The organism is Thermoactinomyces sp. CICC 10523 (genome assembly GCF_016055105.1).
GTDB classification, from domain to species: domain Bacteria; phylum Bacillota; class Bacilli; order Thermoactinomycetales; family Thermoactinomycetaceae; genus Thermoactinomyces_A; species Thermoactinomyces_A daqus.
On the sequence record NZ_JAECVX010000051.1, the window covers coordinates 1 to 574 of the forward strand.

Sequence of the window (574 nt, forward strand, 5' to 3'; positions counted from 1 at the left end):
GCTTGATGCTGGGGGACAGTGAGTCTGAAGCCAGTTGGAACGAGTTTTTCAGCTGGTTGAAAAGCCGCGGGCTTTGTGGGGTGGATCTGGTGGTTTCAGATCACCATGCCGGCTTGATTCGTTCGATTCGCCAGCATTTTCAAGGAGTGACTTGGCAACGATGCCAAACGCATTTTTTGAGAAACCTGTTGGATGCCACACCTAAAGCTTGGCGTGGGGATTTGCATGCCCGGGTACGGGCATGTTTGGATGCTCCCGATCCGGAGACGGCCCGGATTCTTGTGAATCGTGTGCTTGAGGACTTTGAAACGAAAGCTCCAAAAGCAATGAGCATTCTGGAAGCTGGTATTGAGGATGCCATGGCTGTACTATCTTTGCCAGAAAAGTACCGAAAACGACTTCGTACGACCAACAGCCTGGAAAGGCTGAACGAAGAGGTACGCCGCCGGGAACGGGTGATTCGGATCTTTCCGAATCGAGCTTCCGCGTTGCGTTTGCTGGGAGCACTACTGATGGAAGTGGACGAAAAATGGGCCAGTGGTAGAAAGTACTTGGACATGACCGAGTACTTGGA

Annotated in this window: 1 protein-coding gene; it reads left to right on the top strand. The window is 51.9% G+C overall.

Translation table 11 applies throughout. The features are described 5' to 3' along the window. On the top strand, positions 1-574 hold a 574-nt coding region (locus I8U19_RS17140; protein ID WP_198056628.1), incomplete at both ends, for an IS256 family transposase.